The 3,010-nt window shown below is 69.3% G+C and carries 4 protein-coding genes and 2 pseudogenes; 4 read left to right on the forward strand and 2 right to left on the reverse strand.

The features are described from left to right. A pseudogene (locus J7E68_RS12525) lies at positions 1–197 on the forward strand (hypothetical protein); the annotation flags it as partial. Between the two features lie 22 nt (positions 198–219). Then, on the forward strand, positions 220–942 hold the full coding sequence (locus tag J7E68_RS12530; protein ID WP_215173054.1) for a DUF6882 domain-containing protein: 723 nt from the start codon (positions 220–222) through the stop codon (positions 940–942). Positions 943–964: 22 nt separating this feature from the next. Here the strand turns inward: J7E68_RS12530 and J7E68_RS12535 are convergent, their stop codons facing one another. Continuing rightward, positions 965–1,441: a DUF4188 domain-containing protein gene (locus J7E68_RS12535; protein WP_215173056.1), complete on the reverse strand. Its 477-nt coding sequence runs from the start codon at positions 1,439–1,441 to the stop codon at positions 965–967. 66 nt (positions 1,442–1,507) lie between these two features. Here J7E68_RS12535 and J7E68_RS12540 point away from each other — a divergent pair, with 66 nt between their 5' ends. Then, positions 1,508–2,068 carry a TetR/AcrR family transcriptional regulator gene (locus tag J7E68_RS12540; RefSeq protein WP_215173068.1) on the forward strand — a complete coding sequence of 187 codons (561 nt, stop codon included), beginning with the start codon at positions 1,508–1,510 and terminating at the stop codon, positions 2,066–2,068. A 58-nt stretch (positions 2,069–2,126) separates the two neighbouring features. Continuing rightward, a complete protein-coding gene (locus J7E68_RS12545) occupies positions 2,127–2,681 on the forward strand; it encodes a hypothetical protein (protein ID WP_215173070.1) in 555 nt (184 codons plus the stop codon). A gap of 85 nt (positions 2,682–2,766) precedes the next feature. Here the strand turns inward: J7E68_RS12545 and J7E68_RS12550 are convergent. Beyond that, a pseudogene (locus J7E68_RS12550) lies at positions 2,767–3,010 on the reverse strand (bifunctional methylenetetrahydrofolate dehydrogenase/methenyltetrahydrofolate cyclohydrolase); the annotation flags it as partial.

Raw genomic sequence — 3,010 nt, forward strand, 5'->3', positions numbered from 1 at the left:
GGAGCTACGTCGTGATGCCGATCGGCACTCTCGTGTACGGCTGGCTCATCACCCACAGCGACGTCGAGACGGTCTTGATCACCTCGGGGATCCTCTACGCGTCGATCGCGGTGGTGACCCTGCTGGTGCCCAGCGTCTGGCGCATGGGGCGGCCGGCCGATGCGATGCACCCGAGCACGGAGTTGGCGGATTCATAGCAATCCGGGCGAGACTGGGGGCATGACCTTCGCCGCGCTCCAGCCGCTCGCAGACCGTGCCGCACTGTTCTCCGCCCTGCGTCAGGATGCCCTGGCCACCACCCTCGAGGACCTCGGCGAGAATCGCTGGGATGCCGACATGGCGGCCGGCACCCTCACCTTCACCTCGAACGCCGACGCCGCCCGTCAGCTCGTGACCCGCGCACACCTGGTGGCGACGATCGCGCCGGGCCCGCGCTCGCTGCTCTGGGCCTGGGCGCACCCGCAGGGCGACCCCGCAGGGATCGCCGCTCAGCTGCGCGACTACGGCACCGAGCACGGCATCGCCGAGCTCAGCGAGACCGAGCTCCCCTTTCCCGAAGACGCCAGCGGAGACGCCGAGTGGATCACGGCGGCCGCCCACACCGTCGGCGCGGTCGCGGTGGAGCTCACGGGTCGCGCGCCCTACTACCTCGCACCGGTCGGCGGTGGCACGTACGCGGTGTTCCTGCTCGACGCTCCGCTGCCCCCGCTGACCGTCGCCGCAGCAGCGATCGTGCTGCCGCGCATCCTGTCGGGGCTGGCGCTGCCCGACGCGCGCACGGCCGTCTGGGATGCCGCCCGCCTCGCGGGCTGGAACCTGACCTGGACCGACGAGTCCTTCTCGGGAGCGACGGTCACCGACGCCACGGGCACCGCGACGTTCCGCTTCGACGAGCAGGCGCGCATCACGAACATCGAGAGCAGCCTGCACCCGCAGAGCTGACCCCTCGCCCGAGAACGGCGCGTCAGCGGCCCATCCGCTGACGCGCCGTCTTGGTTCCCGGCCCCACAGGGGCATGCGAGGTGGCCGCCGCGAGCCCGAACACCGGCATGTCGACATAGACGGCCTCGAGATCCGTGGTCGGCACCTGATAGGTCTCGTGCCAGACGCCGACGCTTCCCGTGCCCTGCAGCGTGCGCATGAAGTCCCTCCACGGCTGCAGGTGCGGCGCATCCCGGTCGGCGGCGAAGCGCTGCAGATGCTCCGGGCTCTCCCAGTACGACAGCAGGATCGTCGTCCGCCCGAACCAGCTGTGCGCGCCGAGCATCCCCGCATCCGCGTGCGTCGCAAGGTGCTGCAGCATCGGGGGCATCTTGCTGGCGGTCCGCCACACCCTGCCGAGCTGCCACCACCGGTTGGCGCGCATTCCGATCAGGAAGACCGTGACGTCCGATCCAGCGGGGGCCGCGGTGAACCGACCGGGAAAGACGTGCTGAGCCATAGGACACTCCTTGGAACGTTGTTATGTAACGGCGTTACGCAACAACGTTACGATAGTCTCGTCTCCATGGCAAGACCTCCTCTCTACGACGATGCACTGCGCGCCCGGCTGCTCGACGCGACAGCCGAGATGGTCGACGACAAGGGGCCCGAGCGGATCAGCCTGCGCGACATCGCGCAGAAGGCCGGCACCTCGACGTCGGCCGTCTACAGCCTGTTCGGCGGAAAGACCGAACTGCTCGTGGCCGTGATCGAGCATGGGTTCGCCTCGTTCGGAGAGGCGCAGTCCGCCGCAGAAGCCGAGGGGCTGCGCGCACTCGGACTCGCGTATCGCTCGTGGGCGATGGCGAACCCGGCGCTCTACCGCCTGATGTTCGGCGGCGGCGTGGCCACCGAGGACTGCCGCCCCGACGATGCGACCATGAGCACGGCTATGGCACCGCTCGTGCGAGCACTCGCGGCGCGCATCGCCGAGACCGAGGTGATGGCGGCGGCGCTCACCGTCTGGGCGCAGGTGCACGGCGCCGTGAGCCTCGAACTGGCGGGAGTCACTCCCCCGCTCGTACCGTGGGACTCCGTCTACGGCGCGGTGGTGGATGCCGTCGAGCGGGCTTTCCCCGCCCGCTGACCCGCGCCGGGCCACCCGAGAGGTGCCACGGCATCCGGGAGTGTGGAATTCTGGTCGAATGAAGAACGGAATCGTCCGGTTCGCCGCACTCTACGTGTTCAACGTCGCGGTGCTGCTGCTCATCGGCCTGCTGTCCGCGGGGGTCTCCGTCGGGTTCAACGCGCTGTGGGCCGCCGTCATCCTGACTCTCGCGGCACTCTTCGTGAAGCCTCTGCTCACCGGCGCTTTCCGCAAGGCCGCGGCGAAGTCGGCGGCCGACCGCACGAAGACCGGCGAGAAGGTCGTGCAGTACGTGCTCGTCTACCTCGTCGAGCTCATCATCTGGGTCGCCGTCGTGTGGCTGAGCGGCGTCCGCGCATCGGGATTCTGGAGCTTCGCGCTCCCACCGCTCTTCCTGCTCTTCGGCTGGATGATCTACGACCAGGTCGACGACAAGCTCCGCGCCAAGGCCGGCGAGCTGTACGACGTCGTGCAGGGCAAGGTCACGGGCCGGAAGGCAGCGCGCACATCGGCATCCTCCCCGGCGCAGGCGCCCGTCACCGCCGAGGCACGCGAAGAGCTCGACGACGGCCTGACCCCCGAGCAGCGACGCATGCTCGACGAACTGGGCTGAACGAGAACGGTCCCGACCTGCGGGCCTCGCCCCCGATCCGCGTGCGGATCAGAGGAACAAGTCAGCAGATCGGGACCGATCAGAGTCAGACCAGGCGTTCAGCCGCCTCGACGACGTTGGTCATGAGCAGGGCGACGGTCATCGGCCCGACGCCACCGGGGTTGGGCGACACCCAGCCGGCGACATCGGCCACATCGGGATGCACGTCTCCGAACACCAGGTTCTTTCCGGTCTCAGGGTCGGTCTCGCGCGTCACACCCACATCGAGCACGGCGGCACCGGGCTTCACGTCCTCGGCGCGGATGAGGTGCTTGACGCCCGCCGCGGCG

Source organism: Microbacterium sp. ISL-103, from assembly GCF_018613995.1.
In the GTDB taxonomy this organism is placed as follows: domain Bacteria; phylum Actinomycetota; class Actinomycetes; order Actinomycetales; family Microbacteriaceae; genus Microbacterium.

Bases quoted from the DNA above. Each gene is read 5' to 3' on its own strand.
- J7E68_RS12530 (WP_215173054.1), top strand. From the start codon at position 220: ATGACCTTCGCCGCGCTCCAGCCGCTCGCAGACCGTGCCGCACTGTTC.
- J7E68_RS12535 (WP_215173056.1), bottom strand. From the start codon at position 1,441: ATGGCTCAGCACGTCTTTCCCGGTCGGTTCACCGCGGCCCCCGCTGGA.
- J7E68_RS12540 (WP_215173068.1), top strand. From the start codon at position 1,508: ATGGCAAGACCTCCTCTCTACGACGATGCACTGCGCGCCCGGCTGCTC.
- J7E68_RS12545 (WP_215173070.1), top strand. From the start codon at position 2,127: ATGAAGAACGGAATCGTCCGGTTCGCCGCACTCTACGTGTTCAACGTC.